The 18,325-nt window shown below is 68.4% G+C and carries 17 protein-coding genes; 3 read left to right on the plus strand and 14 right to left on the minus strand.

What is annotated here, in order from left to right; all coding sequences use genetic code 11:
- Positions 1–84: 84 nt before the first annotated feature.
- The 11 genes from A33M_RS11440 to A33M_RS11490 all read right to left on the minus strand — a co-directional run bounded on the left by A33M_RS11440 (position 85) and on the right by A33M_RS11490 (position 10,140).
- Positions 85–1,170: an alpha/beta hydrolase gene (locus tag A33M_RS11440; protein ID WP_157223442.1), complete on the minus strand. Its 1,086-nt coding sequence runs from the start codon at positions 1,168–1,170 to the stop codon at positions 85–87.
- 278 nt (positions 1,171–1,448) lie between these two features.
- Complete coding sequence (gene pcaD, locus A33M_RS11445; RefSeq protein ID WP_008387179.1) at positions 1,449–2,231, minus strand: 3-oxoadipate enol-lactonase; 783 nt, start codon at positions 2,229–2,231, stop codon at positions 1,449–1,451.
- 19 nt (positions 2,232–2,250) lie between these two features.
- Positions 2,251–2,547 carry a YciI family protein gene (locus A33M_RS11450; protein ID WP_008387180.1) on the minus strand — a complete coding sequence of 99 codons (297 nt, stop codon included), beginning with the start codon at positions 2,545–2,547 and terminating at the stop codon, positions 2,251–2,253.
- Positions 2,548–2,727: 180 nt separating this feature from the next.
- Complete coding sequence (catC, locus tag A33M_RS11455; protein WP_008387182.1) at positions 2,728–3,003, minus strand: muconolactone Delta-isomerase; 276 nt, start codon at positions 3,001–3,003, stop codon at positions 2,728–2,730.
- 41 nt (positions 3,004–3,044) lie between these two features.
- Positions 3,045–4,253, minus strand: a complete 1,209-nt coding sequence (pcaF, locus tag A33M_RS11460) for a 3-oxoadipyl-CoA thiolase (RefSeq protein WP_008387184.1) — start codon at positions 4,251–4,253, stop codon at positions 3,045–3,047.
- A gap of 57 nt (positions 4,254–4,310) precedes the next feature.
- Positions 4,311–5,651 carry a short-chain fatty acid transporter gene (locus tag A33M_RS11465; protein ID WP_008387187.1) on the minus strand — a complete coding sequence of 447 codons (1,341 nt, stop codon included), beginning with the start codon at positions 5,649–5,651 and terminating at the stop codon, positions 4,311–4,313.
- A 152-nt stretch (positions 5,652–5,803) separates the two neighbouring features.
- Positions 5,804–6,760 carry a 3-hydroxyacyl-CoA dehydrogenase gene (locus A33M_RS11470; protein ID WP_008387189.1) on the minus strand — a complete coding sequence of 319 codons (957 nt, stop codon included), beginning with the start codon at positions 6,758–6,760 and terminating at the stop codon, positions 5,804–5,806.
- Position 6,761: 1 nt separating this feature from the next.
- Positions 6,762–7,466: an SDR family NAD(P)-dependent oxidoreductase gene (locus A33M_RS11475; protein ID WP_040620278.1), complete on the minus strand. Its 705-nt coding sequence runs from the start codon at positions 7,464–7,466 to the stop codon at positions 6,762–6,764.
- A gap of 170 nt (positions 7,467–7,636) precedes the next feature.
- Positions 7,637–8,689 carry a cyclase family protein gene (locus tag A33M_RS11480; protein WP_008387193.1) on the minus strand — a complete coding sequence of 351 codons (1,053 nt, stop codon included), beginning with the start codon at positions 8,687–8,689 and terminating at the stop codon, positions 7,637–7,639.
- Positions 8,690–8,803: 114 nt separating this feature from the next.
- The gene (locus A33M_RS11485) at positions 8,804–9,451 is read right to left on the minus strand and encodes a 3-oxoacid CoA-transferase subunit B (protein ID WP_008387195.1); all 648 of its coding nucleotides are present in this window, start codon (positions 9,449–9,451) and stop codon (positions 8,804–8,806) included.
- On the minus strand, positions 9,448–10,140 hold the full coding sequence (locus tag A33M_RS11490; RefSeq protein ID WP_008387197.1) for a 3-oxoacid CoA-transferase subunit A: 693 nt from the start codon (positions 10,138–10,140) through the stop codon (positions 9,448–9,450). Before A33M_RS11490 ends, A33M_RS11485 begins: the two co-directional genes overlap by 4 nt.
- A gap of 302 nt (positions 10,141–10,442) precedes the next feature.
- Here A33M_RS11490 and A33M_RS11495 point away from each other — a divergent pair, with 302 nt between their 5' ends.
- Complete coding sequence (locus A33M_RS11495) at positions 10,443–11,261, plus strand: IclR family transcriptional regulator domain-containing protein (RefSeq protein WP_008387199.1); 819 nt, start codon at positions 10,443–10,445, stop codon at positions 11,259–11,261.
- A gap of 258 nt (positions 11,262–11,519) precedes the next feature.
- Here the strand turns inward: A33M_RS11495 and A33M_RS11500 are convergent, their stop codons facing one another.
- From A33M_RS11500 to A33M_RS11510, 3 genes are all read right to left on the minus strand, one after another.
- Positions 11,520–12,839, minus strand: coding sequence for a cation:dicarboxylate symporter family transporter (locus A33M_RS11500; protein WP_202801862.1), 1,320 nt, complete (start codon positions 12,837–12,839; stop codon positions 11,520–11,522).
- Between the two features lie 81 nt (positions 12,840–12,920).
- Positions 12,921–13,451 carry a 4Fe-4S dicluster domain-containing protein gene (locus A33M_RS11505; protein ID WP_008387203.1) on the minus strand — a complete coding sequence of 177 codons (531 nt, stop codon included), beginning with the start codon at positions 13,449–13,451 and terminating at the stop codon, positions 12,921–12,923.
- On the minus strand, positions 13,448–15,622 hold the full coding sequence (locus A33M_RS11510) for a molybdopterin-containing oxidoreductase family protein (RefSeq protein ID WP_008387206.1): 2,175 nt from the start codon (positions 15,620–15,622) through the stop codon (positions 13,448–13,450). Before A33M_RS11510 ends, A33M_RS11505 begins: the two co-directional genes overlap by 4 nt.
- A 309-nt stretch (positions 15,623–15,931) precedes the next feature.
- Here A33M_RS11510 and A33M_RS11515 point away from each other — a divergent pair, with 309 nt between their 5' ends.
- Together A33M_RS11515 and A33M_RS11520 are read left to right on the plus strand one after the other, a co-directional pair.
- The gene (locus A33M_RS11515) at positions 15,932–16,801 is read left to right on the plus strand and encodes an IclR family transcriptional regulator (protein WP_008387208.1); all 870 of its coding nucleotides are present in this window, start codon (positions 15,932–15,934) and stop codon (positions 16,799–16,801) included.
- Positions 16,802–16,941: 140 nt separating this feature from the next.
- Positions 16,942–18,210 (plus strand): iron-containing alcohol dehydrogenase, encoded by a 1,269-nt coding sequence (locus A33M_RS11520; RefSeq protein WP_202801863.1) that lies wholly within the window; start codon positions 16,942–16,944, stop codon positions 18,208–18,210.
- Positions 18,211–18,325: the final 115 nt, after the last annotated feature.

Consider the following 18,325-nt stretch of genomic DNA (forward strand, 5'->3'; position numbering starts at 1 on the left):
GCCGCTCCACCGCGAGCCACTCCACAGCAAACCACGGGGGATCTCGTACGAAACAGCCATCCCGGCAGGGCGCCGGGCACCACCTCAACCGCGGGACGCGCCGATGGTTCCCTGCGGACGTACCATCGTCGGGTGGGGCAGCGGCTCCGCCGGGCCGCTGGTTTTTTCACGCCCGGCTTCGAGGCGTGTCTCCTCGAGGCGAGCCTCCTCGAGGCGAGCCTCCCCGAGGCGTGTCTCCCCGAGGCGAGCCTCCCCGAGACGAGTCTCCCCGAGACGAGTCTCCCCGCGGCAAGCCTCCCGGAGAAAGCCGATCAGCCTCGGCGCCTCGGGGGCCAGCGTCTCGCGCAGATCGTGGTCGCCGGCGACCGGCATCAGCCGCACGTGCGGGGCGGCGTCGCGCAAGCGCTCGGCGTCGGAGAACGGCACGGTGTCGTCGTCGCGCCCGTGCACCAGCAGCACCGGGCAGGCGGTCTTGGTCACCGTGGTGAGCGGCGCGATCTCGTCGAACGAGGCACCGATCACGTGCTCCACGTGGCGCAGCACGTACCACATCACCGGCGGCGGCAGCCGCGCCGCCGACAGCCAGCGCTGCATGATCTCGCGCGGATGGGCGAAGGCCGACAGGCTGATCACCGCCCGCACGTCGTGGTGGCGCGAGGCGTGCAGCAACGCCGCTGCCGCACCCACCGAATGGCCGAGCACCGCGAGGCGACCCGGATCGATGCCCGGCTGCTCGCGCAGCCAGGAGAGCGCGGAAAAGATATCCTCGGCGAAGCGCGGCATCGAGGTGAACGGCTCGTCGTCGCTGCGGCCGTGGCAGCGTGCGTCGATCAGGAGCGTGGCAAAACCCGCCTCCCGCAAGGGGCCCGCCACCGGCAGCATCATCGCCGCGTTGGAGCCCCAGCCGTGCATCACCATCACCGCCGGCACCGGACGGGCGCGCGGACCCGCCGGCCACACCAGCCAGCCGAACAGCCGGCAGCCGCCGGGCCCCGGAATCGACACCTCCGAGAAATCCTCGGGCGGCACGCCGAGATCGCCCGGCGTGCAGTCGTGCGGCACGCGCGGCGCCCGCATGCCGTGCAGCATCGCCTGATGGGCGAGCGCCCGCAGTCCCCACACGCTTCCGGCCGCTGCCGCCACCGTCAACACTTCCGCGACCGGACTCAACGCCGATGTCTCCTCGAGAACCGGGCTGCCTGCCCCGCGACCGCGTCGCGAGGCGCTGCCCCTCCGCCTCCTATAGAGCGGGAAAGCCGACGTCCGGAGGTAAAGGACGTTCGGAGGGTAAAGGCACGACTCCCGCGGGTGGTGCCACTCGGCACCTGCCATGCGACGAAATTATTGCACGATCGGTACGATGAGGAGGCGGCACGCGGCCGCGGACGGGCCGGACGGTCGGGCACCCGTCACCCGCTTCGCACGGGCAGGCACGCGCCGGCGGCGGCTCAATCCGGCCGCAGAAACTGGAGCAAGGCGTTCGAGAACGCCTCGGGCTGCTCCCAGTTCGAGATGTGCGACGACACGAGGTCGATATGCCGGGCGTTCGGCAGCCGCGCGGCGAGCTCGGCCGCCTGGGCGGTGGTCGTCGCGGCATCGAGGCTGCCGGAGATCACCAGCGTCGGCGCGGAGATCGACGGGACCTCGGCGGTGAGGTCGCCGTCGCGCAGCGCCGCGCAGTTGCGCACATAGCCCGCGTCCGGCGTCCGCCGCAGCATGTCGACCAGCATCCACGCGAGCGCCGGGCTCTTCTCGCGAAAACCGTCGCTCACCCAGCGCTCCACCAGCTCCGGCGCCATGGTGGCGAGCCCTCGCGCCGCGACCGCCGCGATCCGGTCCGACCAGCCCTGCGCCGAGCCGATCCGCGCCGCGGTGTTGCACAGCACCAGCCGGTCGACCAGATCGGGCCGCCGCAGCGCGAGCCGCATCGCCGTCGGGCCGCCCATCGACAGGCCGCACACATGCGCCTTCCTCACGCCGAGATGCGTCAGCAGCGCCTCGGCGTCCTGCGCGAGCAGGTCGAAATCGTAGTCGCCCTCCGGCACCGCCGAGCGGCCGTGCCCGCGGGTGTCGTAGCGCACGATGCGGAAATGCGGCAGCAGCGCGGGAAGCTGCCACGCCCACATGTCGGCACTGGTTCCGAGCGAGTTGGAGAACAGCAGCACGGGCCGATCGGCCGCGCCGTCGACCGTGTAGGACAAGGCGACGCCGTTCACGTCGGCGATGGGCATGGCAAAACCTCCTCGTGCGTCACAGGCAGCAGCGGCCGGCGAGCCACGCCTTGCGCCAGCGGGTGATCTTCACCGAGGCGAACAGGCCGGCGCGGAAGAACGGATCGGTCTCGATGAAGGCCTGCGCCTCCTCCCGCGTCTCGACATCGACGATGTAGATGCCGCCGCCGGCATCGCTGCCGCCGTCGAAAAGCTTGGCGCCGCAGGCGAGCAGCAGCGCGCCGTGCTCCTCGAGAAACGTCAGATGGGCCGGCCGGGTCTCGCGCCGGACGTGCTGGTGACCCGGCTTGTCGAAGGTCTCGATCAGATAGGGCATGGATGCCTCCGCGATCGGGTTCATGGTCGGCCGGGCCGTGGCCCGGCCGTGTCGTCGTCGGAGTTCTGCCGTGAGGTCTCTTCACATGATCATAGCCGCGGCGGGAAACGATGACCTCGTCCTGAGGGACCGCGAAGCGGCCGTCTCGAAGGACGAGGCCGGACTCTGTCGCCGTCGGTATCAGATCGCCGAGGGATGAGTGGCCAGCGGCGTCACCGTGATCGTCATGTAGGGAAACAGCGGCAGGCCGGACAAAAGCTGATGCAGCTCGTCGTTGCTCGCCACGTCGAAGATGCTGACATTGGCGTACTCGCCGACGATCCGCCACAGATGCTTCCAGCGCCCGTCGCGCTGCAGCTTTTGCGAATAGGCCTTCTCGGTCGCCTTGATCTCGTCGGCCTTCGCCTTGTCCATGTCGGCCGGGATCTCGACGTTCATGTGAACCATGTAGAGCATGTCCGATCCTCCGTTCTGAGAACACGATGTGACGACGAACCTCACACCCGCTCGAAGGCGAGCGCGACCCCCTGCCCGACCCCGACGCACATGGTGGCGAGGCCGCGCTTTGCGCCGCTCACCTCCGCCTGATGCACGGCGGTGAGGGCGATGCGGGCGCCGGACATGCCGAGCGGATGGCCGAGCGCGATCGCCCCGCCGTTCGGATTGACCCGCGGATCGTCGTCGGCGACCCCGAGATTTCGCAGGCAGGCGAGCGCCTGTGACGCAAAGGCCTCGTTGAGCTCGATCACGTCGAACGCATCGATCGCGAGCCCTAGGCGGGCGAGCAGCTTTTGCGTCGCCGGGATCGGGCCGAGGCCCATCACCCGCGGCGCAACGCCGGCCGAGGCCATCCCGAGCACTCTTGCGCGAGGCGTCAGGCCGTGTTTCCGCACCGCCTGTTCCGAGGCGACGATCAACGCGGCGGCGCCGTCGTTGACGCCCGACGCGTTGCCGGCGGTGACGGTGCCGTCCGGCCGCACGATCGGCTTCAGCTTGGCGAGCTGCTCGAGCGTGGTGCCGGGCCGCGGATGCTCGTCGATCTCGACCAGCTTCGGCCCGGCCTTTCCGGCCGGCACCGAGACCGGCACGATCTCCTCGGCGAAATAACCACGCGCTTGCGCCGCCGCCGCGCGCTGCTGCGACCGGAGCGCGAAAGCATCCTGATCGGCGCGCGAGACGCCGTGATCCTGCGCGACGTTCTCACCGGTCTGCGGCATCGAATCGACGCCGTACGCCGCCTTCATCGCCGGATTGACGAAGCGCCAGCCGATCGTCGTGTCGTAAATCTCGGCCGAGCGCTGAAAGGCGTCCTGCGCCTTGCCCATCACCAGCGGCGCACGCGTCATGCTCTCGACGCCGCCGGCGATGCAGAGCTCCATCTCGCCCGACGTGATCGCACGCGCCGCCTCGCCGATCGCCTCGAGCCCGGAGGCACACAGGCGATTGACGGTGACGCCCGGCACGCTCTCCGGCAGGCCCGCGAGCAGCAGCGCCATGCGGGCGACGTTGCGATTGTCCTCACCGGCCTGGGTGGCGCAGCCGAAAAAGACCTCGTCGACCGCCGCCCAATCGAGATCGTCGTGGCGCGCCTTCAGCGCGGCGATCGGCGCGGCGGCGAGATCGTCGGCGCGCAGGCGGGCGAGCGCCCCGCCGTAACGCCCGACCGGCGTGCGCACCGCGTCGCAGATGAAAACGGGTCTTTGCATCAGAGGTGTCCTCGTGTCGTTCGGCGCGGCGCGCGCCGCGCCGGATCAGGGGTGAGATCACGCGCCGAAATGGCCCCAGGCCAGCACCGCGGTGATGTAGATCAGGCCGACCCACACCATCATGATCACGGTGTAGCCCATGATGTCGCGCAGCTTCAGGTTAGAGATCGCGAGCGCCGGAAGGATCCAGAACGGCTGCACCAGATCGTTCCAGGCGTTGCCGAGCATCACCGACATCGAGGTCTGGCTCAGCGGACTGCCGATCGCCTTGGCGGCGTCGATCATGAACGGACCCTGGATCACCCAGTGGCCGCCGGCCGACGGCGCGAAGAAGTTGATCACGAAGGACGAGATCAGTCCCCAGAACGGCAGCGTCTCGGGCGTCGCCACGTCGACGAACAGCTTCGAGATGGTGGTCACCAGGCCGGAGCCGGCCATGATCGCCATGATGCCGGCATAGAACGGATATTGCAGGATGATGCCGGAGATCATCTTGATGCCGTCGGTGACGCGGGCGACATAGGCCGCCGGCGTGCCGAGCAGCAAAATGCCGAGGAACAGGATGATGAAGTTGATCATGTTGAGGTCGAGCTTGCCGCCGCCATAGAAATACACGGCGATGTAGGCGAGCCCGCACAGGCCGATCAGCAGGCCGAGAATACGGCTGTTGTTGATCCGGGTCGCGAACGTCTCCTCCTCGACATGAACCGGCCCACCACTGCGCGCATGCTCGGCCTCGACCACCGCCGGATCGAGCTCGACCACGTGCTCGCCGCGACGCGGATGCAGCCAGGCGTTCAGGAGCGGCAACGTGATCACGACCGCCAGCGTGGTGAGCAGCATCGGCACCGAGAAGATCGTCTCGGAGAGCGGGATGATGCCCATCTGCTTCGCCATCGGGTGGCCGGGCGTCGAGATCAGCAGCGGGATGCTCGACGACAGGCCGAGGCCGTACAGCGTGAAGCCCGAATAGGCGGAGGCGATGATCAGCGGATAGTGCACGCCCTTCACCTTGAGCGCGAGCTTCTTCGCCACCACGCCGCCGATGACGAGGCCGAAGCCCCAATTGAGCCAGCTGCCGACGCCGCCGACCAGCGTCGCGACGATGATCGCCGCGGTCGGCGAGTGGACGCCGGAGACGATGCGGGTCAGCAAACGGTCCGTGACCGGCGCGGTCGCCAGCACGTAGCCCATCGCGAGAATGACCGCCATCTGGGTGGTGAAGGCGAGCAGCGACCAGAATCCCTTGCCCCACATGGTGGTGATGTCTAGGGGATTCTTGCCTTCCACGCCGAAGGCGAGCAGCGCCGTCAGCAGCGTCAGGCCGATCGCGAAAACGAACGGATCGGGAAGATATTTCCGCATCAACTCGGTGAAAAACGATGCCAGCTTGTTCATTGGGCCGCTTCCTTTGATGATGGACGGCGTTGTGGACGTGGGCTCGAGAATCGTCGGTCGGATCGGATCTTTCGGTGGTCGTGATTTGCTTGGTCGGTGGGTGGAGAGTGCGAGGTGATGAAAGGCGTGGACGGTTGCGGGTGGGACGGACCTCACGAGGAGGCGGCGCGCCGCCGCTCGGCGACGAGGCGCATCAGCATGCGGTCGCGCCAGGCGACCCGGCTCTCCCAGTTTTCCAGCGGCAGCTTCTCACGTCGCTGGCGCGTCACCTCGGCGACGAGATTTTCGGTCCAGGGATCGTGCTGGCCGCGCTCGGCGCCCATGCGGACGTAAGCCGGCCCCATCTTCTTCGCGTGCGCGGCGATGCCACCGCGGGTGTTGAGGTCGGAGGTCTCGAACGGGCCGATGACGGACCAGCGCAGTCCGAGCCCGTCGCGCATCACCCGGTCGATGTCCTCGACCGAGGCGACGCCGTCGCGGACCAAACAATAGGCCTCGCGCAGCACTGCGCCCTGCAGGCGATTGAACACGAAGCCCTCGACCTCGGCGTTCACCCGCACCGGCACGAGGCCGGCATCGGTGAACAGCGCCACGCAGGCATTCGCGACGTCGGGCGCCGTGAACGGCGCCGGCACGATCTCGATCACCGGAATCAGATACGGCGGGTTGCCGGGATGAGCGACGAGGCAGCGCGCCCGGCCCGACAACTCGGCCGCGAACGACGAGGCCGGCAAAGCGGAGGAAGCGCTGGCGATGATCGCCGTCTTCGGTGCCACGCTGTCGAGGGTCGAGAACAGCTCGCGCTTGAGCGGAAGCTGCTCGGGTGCACATTCCTGCACCAGCACCGCATCGGCAGCCGCCTCGGCGATCGTCTCGACCACGCTCACGCGCGACGTGATCAGCGCCGCAGGCTCGTCGAGCAGATCGAACGAGGCGAGGTCGGCGAGGCGGCGGGCGATCTCGTCCGGGATCGCCGCGCGACGCCCGGGATCGGGATCCTGGATCCGCGTGACGAAGCCCGCGCGCGAAAACACGATCGCGAAGGCGACGCCGATGCTGCCGCCGCCGACGATCCCGACCGGTCCGCGCGACGCGCGTTCGGCGGCCATCTCACGCCCCCGCCGCGCCGACGGTCATGCCGCCGCACACATAGAGCACCTGGCCGGTGACGAAGCCGCTGCGATCGTCGAGCAGGAAGGCGACCGCGTGCGCGACGTCCTCGGGCGTGCCCATGCGCTTGACCGGCACCGCCTCGATGATCGCCTTGGTGCGCGGGCTGTCGGGCGGGTTGTTGCGCTCGAACAGATCGGTGCGGATCGGGCCCGGACCGACTGCGTTCACCGTGACGCTGTGCGCGCCGAGCTCGAGCGCCCACACCTTTGCCATGCCGATCAGCCCGGCCTTTGTCGCGGCGTAAGCGCTGCGCAGCTCCTTGCCGAGCGCCGCGCGCGAGGCCATGTTGACGATCCGCCCGAACCCGGCCGCCTTCATTCCGGGCACCAGTGCCTTGGTGCATTGGAGCGTGCAGCGCAGATTGAGCGCCACCACCGCGTCGAAATCCTCGAGCGTCTGCTCCTCGAGCGGCGCCGGGCGGATGATGCCGACATTGTTGACGAGGCGGGTGATCGGCCCGCCTGCCAGCGCCTCGTCGAGCGCAGCGGCGGTCGCCTTCGGATCGGACAGGTCGGCGCGGATGCCGTCGCCGGCGACGTCGATCGTCACCACGTCGTACCCTTCGGCGCGGCAACGCTCGGCGGTCGCACGACCGATGCCCCCTGCCCCGCCGGTGATCAGCACACGGTTTTTCGTCGTCATCATTTCCCCCGTTTTTCTTCGCGTCTCGTCCGGATGTTTCGGACGACGCGCGCAAAAGGATGCGCGTCCGAAAAACCGGAATGTTTCGGCGTGCAGCGGCCTCCCCGTCGCGAGGATGGAAAGGCCGTCACGTGAGCGACGTGTCGCGTCCGGCGGGCGCCGGGCGGATCTCAGACGGTGGCGACGGGCGTCAGGGGCGAGGCGATGGCGCCCGGCAGGAAGAGTGGCGGAGCAGTCAGAAGAAAGCGGTTGCGGCCGTGCGCCCGCAGCCAGTCGGCGAGCGGCGTCAGCCGCCACAGCTCGCCGAGATGCAGCCCGAGCTTGAACAGGCAGTGCTCGTGCAGCGGCAGCGCCGCACAGCAGTCACCGCCGTCCTGCGCCGGGAACGCCTCGACGGCGTAATTGTCGGCCGCGAGCGCGGCGATGCCGCTGTCGGAAATCCACTGCAGCAAGCGCTGGTCACGCCCGTCCAGCACCGCGCCAAAACCGTGCAGCACCGAAGGGTCGGGCTCGCGTTTCATCTCCAGCACGCGCTCGGCATAACCGGTGTGCAGGCAGAGAATGTCGCCGCTCTCGACCTCGACGCGGTCGGCCTCGAACGCCCGCATCAGCGCGTCGTAGCCGATCAGCGGGCGATCGGTGCCGAAATGCTTCGCGAGGTCGACCAGCACGCCGCGGCCCTGCACGCAGGTCGCCGCCATCTGCTCGATGCCGAGCGCTGCCGCGGTCGACGAGCTTTTCGTCACGACCTCCTGCGGCACGCCGCAATCGTGCACGTCCTCGGGGCCGACGATCTCCTTGTCGGCACGAAAGCCGTTGTAATAGACCGGCTCGGGCTCACCGTCGCCATCGGCGTCGAACATGCTGCCGACATGCGCGAGCCCGTCCCACTGGGTGGAATACTGGGTGTGCAGGATGACGAGATCGTCGCACAGCACATCGGTGCGGCCGGGCTCGAGCGCGCCGAAGCGGCAGTTGTAGTTGACGGTGCCGCGACGCAGCGTCGGCCGCGTCACCGGCGGATGGCGGTTGGGATTGAGGCCGCAGCCGCCGGGATAATCGAGCGGCAGGCTGAGGCAGAACGAAAGACCTTCCGTCACCTCGGCGGCGCCCTGGCGCACCTTTTCGGGAGTCAGCAGATTGAGCCGTCCCACCTGGTCGTCGGGGCCGAAATCGCCCCAGTTGGCGCCCGGTGGTCGTCGCGTCCAGCGTTGCGTGGCCATGTGTCTCTCCCCCGAGTGGCCCTGTTCTGTCGTGATGTTCGGTCTTGCGGACCACTCCTCGAAATACCCGGTATGGAAAGCGCCCGACGAAGCCGTTCCGGCGGACGCCGAGCGTCAGATCCCCTCGGCGAGACGGACCGGGACCAGGCCCTGCAGCGCGTCGAGAGACAACCCCTCGACGCGTGCGCGCACCGACACGCCTTTCGGCGTCACGTCGAACACGGCGAGGTCGGTGTAGATGCGGGTGACGCAGGCGAGGCCGGTGAGCGGATAGGTGCACTCGGGCACCAGCTTGCTCTCGCCCTTCTTGGTGAGCAAGTCCATCATCACGAACACCTGGCGCGCGCCGGCGGCGAGATCCATCGCGCCGCCGACCGCGGGAATTGCGCCCGGCTTGCCGGTCGACCAATTGGCGAGGTCGCCGTGCTCGGACACCTGAAACGCGCCCATGATCGCGATGTCGAGCCGGCCGGAGCGCATCATCGCGAACGAGGTCGCGTGATCGAAGAAGCAGGCGCCGGGCAGCACGGTGGTCGGCTGCTTGCCGGCATTGATCAGCTCGGGATCGACCGCGTCCGCGGCCGGCGCCGGGCCCATGCCGAGCAGACCGTTCTCCGAATGCAGGATGATCTCCTTGTCGGCGGGCAGGAAGCCCGCGACCATCTCCGGCATACCGATGCCGATATTGACGATGGCGCCGTCCCAGATGTCGTCGGCGATGGTCTTTGCGATCTCTTCGCGGGTCCAGGGAACGTAGGTCATGCCGCGGCCTCCGTGGTGGGATGTGCGGCACCGAGCGCGACGACGCGCGAGACGAAGATGCCGGGTGTCACGACGACTTCCGGGTCGAGCTCGCCGAGTTCGACGATGCGGTCCACCTGCACCACCGAGGTTTTTGCCGCCATCGCCATGATCGGCCCGAAATTGCGCGCCGTCTTGCGGTAGACGAGGTTGCCCCAGCGGTCGGCGAGATGCGCCTTGATCAGCGCGTAGTCGGCCTTGATCGGATAGTCGAGCACGTAGCCGCGCCCGTCGATCACCCGGGTCTCCTTGCCGTCGGCGAGCGGCGTGCCGTAGCTGGTCGGCGTGAAGAATCCGCCGAGCCCGGCGCCCGCCGCCCGGATGCGCTCGGCGAGATTGCCCTGCGGCACCAGCTCGAGCTCGATTCTGCCGGCGCGAAACAGCTCGTCGAACACGAAGCTGTCGGTCTGGCGCGGGAACGAGCAGATCACCTTGCGCACCCGCCCCGCCTTCAGCAGCGCGGCCAGCCCGACGGTGCCGTTGCCGGCATTGTTGCTGACGATCGTGAGGTCCTTTGCGCCCTGTGCGATCAGCGCATCGATCAGCTCGCTCGGCATGCCCGCCATCCCGAAGCCGCCGACCAGCACGGTCGCGCCATCGGGGACGTCGGCGAGGCACTCCTGCGCCGTGGAACGGACTTTCGACAGCATGGGCGGTGTCTCCTTTCCCGGTCCCGCGACGGATCGCTCGCACGCGACCGTGCGGTCGCGCTGCGCCGGAAGGCTCCGTCGCCTGGCAACAATGAAGGGGGTCTCGAGCAGCAGGCACCCGACGGCCGGGACGATCGGGCGATCGCCTTCGGTGGCCGGTTGGTCTCTCGTCACAAAGTTCGTCTACCGAACTTTAATCCGTACAACGAACATGTTGCGACCAAAGTCGAAGGCCGTCAAGAGGTGTGCGGGACGGGGCCGGACGACCGTCGCGATCGAGAAAACGGCCGACGGAGAGAGCCATGGCGCAGCACGACGAGACGGACGACGGGCCCGAGGCGGGCGACGGCGAATCGGGGGAATTCGTGCGGGCGCTCGCCCGCGGGCTGGCGGTGATCGAGGCGTTCGACCAGCAGCATTCGCGGCTCACGCTGACCGAGGTCGCGCGCCGCACCGGCGTCAGCCGCGCCACCGCCCGCCGCCTGCTGCACACGCTGACGACGCTCGGCTACGCCGCCCAGATCGGGCGCGAGTTCACGCTGCGGCCGAAGGTTTTGAGCCTCGGCCTCGCCTATGTCTCGTCGTTCTCGCTGACCAGCCTCGCCCGCCCCTATATGGAGGAGCTGGTCGAGGCGGTGCACGAATCGTGCTCGATCTCGGTGCTGGACGGCACCGAGATCGTCTATGTCGCGCGCGTGCCGGCCAAGCGCATCATGTCGATCGACATCGGCGTCGGCACCCGCCTGCCGGCGGTCACCACATCGATGGGCCGGGTGCTGCTCGCCGCCCTGCCCGAGGACGAGCTCGACCGCACGATCGCCGCCTCGCGGAGCCACCTCGCAGCGCCGACCGCGACGCGGCGCGCGGCCCTCGAGCCGGACGCGCTGAGACAGAAGATCCGCGACTGCGCGCGGCAGGGCTGGGCGATGGTCGATCAGGAGCTGGAGGACGGCCTGCGCTCGGTCGCGGTGCCGATCCACGGGCAGAACGGCGCGGTGGTCGCGGCGATGAATCTCGGCACCCACGCCGCGCTGGTGCCGCAGAAGCGCTTGCTCGGCGAATATCTGCCGGCGCTGCAGCGGGCGGCGGAGGCGATCTCGCGCGCGATGCGGCTCACCTGACGGCGCGGCGGTTCCTGCAATATGGAGACGCCGGCGATCCGCGGATCGCCGGCGTTCTCGTTCGGGTCCGCGGGCGACGGAGGGAGCCGCCGCCCGAAATCCCCGAAATCATACCACCGGCGGGACACTATGACCTCATCCTGAGGGTCGCCGAAGGCGACATCTCGAAGGATGAGGCCCGCACCGTGGCCTCGCCCTTCGAGACGCACTCCTTCGGAGTGCTCCTCAGGACGAGGTCGGACTCTATCGCCGTTGGTATCAGATCGAGGCGGCGGCCTCGTCGTCTCTCCGCGCGGCATCGAACTCGCCGCAGCACTTCGCCACCGCGACGGTCGCCACCACGTTGCCGATCACGTTGCAGCAGGAGCCGGCCATCGACATGAAGCGCCACACGCCGAAGATCACCGCGAGCCCTTCGAGCGGCACGATGTGGGTGGCGGTGACCACCGCGGCGAGCACCACGAACGGGCCGCCGGCGACGGTGGCGATGCCCTTGGTCGAGATCATCATCAGCGCCAGCACGCCGAGCTGCTGCTCCCACGAGAGCGGCGCGTGATAGGCGTTGGCCATGAAGATGATGCAGAACGACAGCATGATCGAGGCGCCGTCGAGATTGAACGAGTAGCCGGTCGGCAGGATCAGGCCGACCGCCTGCTTGGAGGCACCGTAGAGCGGCAGCTTCTCCAGAAGCCGCGGCAGCACCGGCTCGGACGACGCGGTGCCGAGCACGATCACCAGCTCGTCCTTCACGAACATCAGGAGGTCGAACAGGCTGAAGCGGAAGATCAGGCTGACCGCCCCGAGCACGATCAGCACGAACACCGCGATGGTGAACCAGAAGGTCACCACCATGTAGGCGAGCGACACCACCATCGCCGAGCCGTTGGCGCCGACCGCATAGGTGACCGCACCGAAGGTGCCGATCGGCGCGAGCCGCATCACGATGTTGATGAAGGCGAAGAACGCCGCGGTGATGGTCTGCAGCCCACGCTCGCAGGCGGCCCGCTTCTCGGCCGACAGGCTCAAAAGGCCGAAGCCGAACAGGAGCGCCAGCACCAGCACCTGCAGAAGCTCGTTGGCGGCGAACGCGCCGACGAAGCTGTCGGGCGTCATGTGGGTGAAGAAGTTGGTGAAATTGATGTGCGCCTCGGCCGCCTTCTTGGTCACCGCGGCGGCGCCCTTCACCGCGTTGGAGCTCGCCTCGACATTGCCGACGCCGAGCCCGATGCCGAACAGGTTCGCCGCGATCATCCCGAACGCCAGCGCGAAGGTCGACACCACCTCGAAATAGACGATGCCGGCGAGCCCGATCTTGCCGACCTTCTTGATGTCGCCGGCACCGAGAATGCCGACCGTCACCGTGAGAAACACCAGCGGGCCGACCGCCGCCTTGATCAGCCGGATGAAGATGTCGCCGAAAATCTTCAGCGACACGGCGAAGTCGGGCCACAGCAGGCCGACCACGATGCCCAGCACCATGCTGACCAGCACCTGGAACCCGAGCCCCGCCCAGAACGGCGACTTCGTCTTCTTGCCGCTCGCCGGTGCGGCGGCGGCTCCCATTGTCACGTCGGCCATCTCTTCCTCACTTTTTTGCGTGCCGGCAGTCTGCCCCGCCGCCACGACGTCGTTGTCCTCGAGCCCCGCAGCCGGGGCGGTTCAAGCGGGTTCCGGGGGAAGGGTACGGACGAGGGTTTCGAGAATGCGGAGCGAGGCGGCCTCGGCCTTCTTCGCACCGAGAGATTCGGTCGGGCGGCAGTCGAGCGCGTGGGTCGCGCACACCTGCACGCAGGCGGGCTTCAGCCCCTCCTCGAGGCGGACCCAGCACAGGTCGCACTTCACCATCGGCCCGTCGGCGGAGAATTGCGGCGCCCCGAACGGACAGACCAGCGCACAGCTGTGGCAGCCGATGCAGAGATTCTCGTCGACCAGCACGGCGCCCTCGGCGCCGCGCCGCACGATCGCACGGGTCGGGCACACGGCGATGCACGGCGCGTCGCCGCAATGCTGGCATGCGAGCGACACATGGGCGATGCGCACGTCGGGGAAGGTGCCGCGCTCGATCGTCGTCACGTGCCGGAAGGCGGCGAGATCGTCGCCCTCGAGGTCGTTCTGGTCCTGGCAGGCGACCACGCAGGCGCGGCAGCCGGTGCAGCGCGAGACGTCCAGCGAGAAGGCGTATTGCGTCATGGCGCGGCTCCCTCCTGATCGGGATGCGGCCACACCTCGCACAACAGCGACTTGTAGCCGGGATGCCCCGAGACGGGGTCGAGATAGTCGGGGTCGATCAACTCGTTGGCGTCGGCGCCCGGATAGCCGTGGATCATGTTGACGACGCCGGGCGGCACATATTCCGTCACGTTCGCCCGCACCCGTAGCGCGCCGCGCGGGGTCGAGACCTCGACCCACTGCATGTGCGTGATGCCGCGCGCTCCGGCGTCGACCGGATTGATGTCGGCAGTCGGCTCGGGATGCAGCTTGCGCAGCCACGGCACGCGAAACGTGCGGGCGTGAATGAACATCGGCAGCCGCGTGCCGGTGGTGAACACCAGCGGATACTCTTTCGCGAGTTCGGGCGTCGCGACCGGGCTCTGCAAGGGCTCGCGATAGACCGGCAGCGCATCGAACCCCAGCTCGGCGAGGATCGTCGAGGAGAACTCCATCTTCTTGGTCGGCGTCGGGAACCCGTTCTTTTTGTACTTCTCGTAGGGCGTGGCGGGGCGGCCTTCGAGCACCATGCCGCCGGGATGCGCCGCGAGCTCGGCGATCGACAGGCCGGCGGGCTGAAAGATCCATTCGAGGCAGGCGGCGTGACCCTGCGCCAGAAGCTCGTCCTCCGGCACCAGGCGTTTCGCGAGATCGAGAATGATGTCGATGTCGGGTCGCGACTGGCCGACCGGCGGCACCGCCTGCTCGGTCCAGATCGCGTGGCGGCTCGGGCTGATCGAGAACTCGTTGCGCTCTAAGGTGGAGCAGGCCGGCAGCACGATGTCGGCGAATTTCGCCGTCTCGGTCATGAACAGCTCGACGTCGACGAAGAAGTCGAGCGCCAGCAGCGCCTGCTTCGTCACCTCCGGGGCCGGCCACATCCGGTGGTTCAGGCCGAAGGCGAGGACCGAGCGGATCGGATAGGGTTTTCCGGTCAAAATCTGCTCGGGCAGCGCCATCGCCTGCGCCTGCGGGATGATGCGGCTCCACACCGGAAAGCGATCCTGCCCGACCCGCGGCGCCATCTCCGACCACGGCTTCACCTGCTCGAAAGCGTGCTCGCGATGCGCGAGGCCGGACGGGCGGTAGTAGCTGGTCGGCACCGGATGGTTGCCACCCGGGCGGTCGAAGTTTCCGGTGAGGCCGATCAGCGCGGTGATCGCCCGGTGGTTCTGCACGCCGTTGGTGTGATGGATCGTCGTGCAGGCGCTGGTGACGATCGCCGCCGGCTTGGTGGTCGCATAGAGCCGCGCCGCCGCGACGATCTTCTCCTTCGGCACGCCGGTGATTTGCTCCGCGACCGCCGGCGGGAATTTGCTCGCATACTCACGATAATCGTCGAAGCCGTGCGTCCAATTCTCCACGAACGCGCGGTCGTGGAGATTCTCCTCGATGATCACGTGCGCCATGCTCAGCGCGAGCGCGCCGCAGGTGCCGGGCCGCAGTCGCAGATGAATGTCGGCGCGCTCGGCCGGCGGCGACAACATCGGGCCGACATCGATCAGCTTGGTGCCGCGATCGAGCGCATCGAAGGTGCGGTTGCCGAGCGGCGCCTGCGAGTAGAAGTGGTTGGTGCTCCAGTTGAGGATGCAGCGCGTGGTGTCGATCTCGGCGCCGCCCTGCTGGCCGAGCATATAGCCGTAGTTCAGGTAGCCGCCCATATTGGCGCCGACGAAGCAGGTGCTCGATTCGGTGCAGTAGTTCGGCGAGCCGAAGCCGTGCGTCAGCCGCTTGAGGAAGGGCCGCATCACCTTGGGGTAGCCGGCGAAGAAGACGACCGACTCCGGCCCGGACTCGGCCTTGAAGCCGGCGAGCCGCTCGGCGATGCGGTCGAGCGCCTCGTCCCACGAGATCGGCCGGAAGCGCCCCTCGCCGCGCTCACCGGTCCGCAACAGCGGCGTCTGCAGGCGGTCGGGGTTGTAGACCCACTGACGGCTCGCCGCGCCCTTCGAGCACAGCGTCCCGTCGTTGATCGGGCTGCCGCGCGAGCCCTCGACCTTGATCAGCCGGCCGTCCTTCACATGGGCGTCGACCAGGCACTTGTACTCGCAGATCGAGCACAGCGTCTTTCTGATCACGATGCCGGTGTCGGGTCCGGGAATCTTGGCGGCGGCCAACGCGGCGCGCGCGTCCGGGCGTGTCGGGCTCGTCATGTCGGTCTCCGGCGCCCGGTCGCGAGGGCTGCCGGCCTCTCCAAGTCGGCCCGTCGCTCCGCTCGGGGGAGAGCACGAGAGCCGGCAGGCAAGGGTCCGCCGGGCGCGGCGAAGACCGCGCCGGAAGCCGATTTTTCGGCCTTTCGACGATTTCCCGTTGACCTGTCGAACCGCTCGCGCTCTAGTGGAGTAACGGCGTTACGGTAACGTCGTTACTATGTTTCCGAAGAGGCGGTGTCAAGCCGCCGCCGTGACAAGATCCACCGGGCGCGATACAGCCCGCGGGACGGACGTCGAGCGGAGACGAGAATGAGCACGCCGGCAAGAACACCCGACCTCGAGGCGGCGGCGAGCGGTGGCGGGATTCTCGCGATTCACCGCGCGCTGCAGGTGATCGAGATCCTCGCGGAGGAGAACGGCGGCCTGTCGCTGTCGGAGATCGCCCGCCGGCTCGACGTCAACAAGCAGGTCGCGACCCGCATCACGGAAAGCCTCGAGGTGGCCGGCTTCATCTTCCGCCACCCGGCGTCTGACCAGCTGTTTCTCAGCTACCGCATCTGCAACATCGGCGAGCGGATGCTGCACACCTCGCGGCTGCTCGAGCAGTGCAGCGCCATGCTGCGCGCACTCGCCGACGCCTCGGGCGAGCTCGCCCGCCTCGCGGTGGTGGAGAACGACGCGCTGTTCTGGGTGCTCGCCGCGGTGAGCGGCAAGCGGATGCTGCAGATCAACCCGCTCTACACGCCGAGCATCAAGCTGCACGGCACCGCGACCGGCAAGGCGTGGCTCGCCACCATGCCGGACGCGCGGGTGCGCGAGGTGGTGGCCGAGCCGAAGCTGAAGGCCTGGACCAAGAACACCATCACCGATCCCGACCGTTTGCTCGAGGAGCTCGCCGAGGTGCGCAAGCGCGGCTTCGCCATCACGCTCGAGGAGAGCGAGTCGGGGGTGAGCGCGGTCGCAGCCCCGATCGTGATCGACGACATCGACCACCGCCCGCGCTGCGTCGGCATCGTCAGCCTCGCCGCGCCGACCCACCGAATGGGCCGCGAGGCTTTGATCGCCGCCGCACCGCTGGTGACGGACGCCGCGGGCCGCGCCGCCCGCATGTGGCCGATCACCGCGCTCGAGCACGTGCGGGCGGAGCTGTCGGGCAGCGTCCGGCTGGAGATTTTGTGAGAGCGCGAGCCCGGCCGTAATCCGCAGGGTCGGACGGGGCACACCGTTCGGTCGGAGACCCGCTGCTGCCCCGCGCATGGCGTGCGACCGCCGCGACCCGATCCGCCACCACCGAAATTCCGCGCAACGACGTCCATGATGTGGACGTCGTCCGCCGGATTCGATTGAAGGACACCTCACCGGGGGACAGCCTCGTCAACCGACATGCGGCCTGTCCGCGCCGTTCGAGCCTTGCCTCGACAGAGATGAGGGAGCTTCCCGTGACGACGAGCTTTTCTCTATTCACCAAGATTGTCTCGGGTAGAGGAACCATCCACGACATCCCGAAGGAGCTGAAAGGCATCGATGCCGACAGCGTCCTGATCGTCACCGACCCCGGCTTGTCCAAGACCGAAATCCCCGGCCGGATCGCCGAGGTTCTGATCGCCGCCGGTGTGCGCGTCGAGATCTACGGCGCGGTCGAGCCGGACCCCAGCATCAGAACCGCTCGCGCGGTGGCCGACGCGGCACTGTCCGCCGGCGCAAAAGCCCTGATCGGGCTCGGCGGCGGCAGCTCCATCGATGCGGCGAAGGCCGGCGCGCTTCTCGCCACCCACACGGGCCAGCTGAGAGATTTCGCCGGCGTGGACAAGGTGCCCGCCCCCATCCTGCCGGTGATCGCCGTGCCGACGACCGCCGGCACCGGCAGCGAGGTGACGATCTTCTCCGTCGTGAGTGATCCCGATCACGACGAGAAATTCACCGTCGCCAGCCGACATCTCGCGCCACGGATCGCCGTCCTCGATCCCGAATGCACGGTGAAGCTGCCGCCGAGCGTGACCGCGATGACCGGCATGGATGCGTTGACCCACGCGGTCGAAGCCGCGTCCTCGAAAATCGCGCAGCCGGTCACCGACGCTCTGGCGATCTCCGCCGTCCGGCTGATCTTCACGTCGCTCGCCAAGGCGGTCCAGGACGGCACCAGCCTCGTGGACCGGGAAAACATGCTCCAGGCGGCGTTCCTTGCCGGCGCCGCCTTCAACTCCGCCTATCTCGGCGTGTGTCATGCCCTGGCGAGCCCTCTGGGCGGTCATTTTCACATCCCGCACGGGCTGGCCAACGCCATCGTCCTGCCGCACGTGATGGACTTCAACGTCGCGGCCGCGATGGACAAATATGCCGCCGTCGCGGTCGGGGCCGGCCTGTGCCCGCCCGGCGCGCATCCCCGAGCGGCGGCCCAGACGCTGATCGACGCGGTCCGCACGCTGCAGCGGGACATCGGCACTCCGATCCGTCTGCGCGACGCCGGAGCGAAGGAAGACATCCTGCCCTTGGTGGCGAGAGACGGGCTGAAGAGCATCCAATTGCGGTTCAACCCGCGTCCCGCGGCCGAAGCACAGATGCTCGCCGTGCTGAAGGCCGCCTACTGACGACGATCGCGACCCGAGATCGTGAGCCGCCGCCCACGGTCTCGGATCGCTCGGTCGCTCGCCCGTGAACGGCTTTGCCAACCGCGCCGCTGCACGACTGCCGTGCGGGGCGCTG

It is taken from the genome of Rhodovulum sp. PH10 (genome assembly GCF_000293785.1).
Lineage (GTDB): Bacteria > Pseudomonadota > Alphaproteobacteria > Rhizobiales > Xanthobacteraceae > Rhodoplanes.